This window comes from Streptomyces sp. MBT65, from assembly GCF_016612545.1.
Classification (GTDB): Bacteria; Actinomycetota; Actinomycetes; order Streptomycetales; family Streptomycetaceae; genus Streptomyces.
This window is the reverse complement of the sequence record NZ_JAENRY010000745.1, coordinates 1-525: the sequence shown is the minus strand read 5'-3', so window position 1 is coordinate 525 and position 525 is coordinate 1. Positions and strand designations below refer to the sequence as shown.

1 pseudogene is annotated in these 525 nt (G+C 73.0%); it reads left to right on the top strand.

Going from position 1 to position 525, the window contains the following annotated elements:
• Nucleotides 1-525 (top strand): annotated as a pseudogene (locus tag JHN63_RS51925) (hypothetical protein); the annotation flags it as partial.

Here is a 525-nt window from a genome sequence, read left to right as displayed (position 1 = left end):
GCGCCGCCCCCGACGCCCGCACCTTCCCCCTCACCACTCGCATCCACGACGGCCCCGACTCCTACACGGCCGGCGGCGGCCCCGGCACCTGGTATCTCGACCTCACCAACACCACCACCCGCCGCTGCACCGCGATCCACCCGGTCGTCGTCCTCGTCGACCGGCAGCGCGCGCTGAAACCGTCCCAGCCCGGACTCGAGTTCTACGACGGCGTCGACCCCCGCCCCCACCCCGTCCGCTTCGAAAGGACCGACGAGGCCGAACTCGTCGGCGCCTTCGACGACGGCTTCCCCGGTTTCACCGTCGACCCCGGCAAGACCCTCACGGTGAAGGTCCGCCTCGCCCTCGCCCCGGACACCGTGGCGAACGAGATCACCGCCGACGCGGCCGTCGTCCAACGTCATGCCGACGACGGGGACTGGATCGGCCAGTCGAACGACTACCGCTTCGACGTCCAGGCCGCGGCCCCCGTCGACCCGGCCGACCCCGAGGCCACCTCCCCGGCGGCCTCCTTCCCCTCCCCGA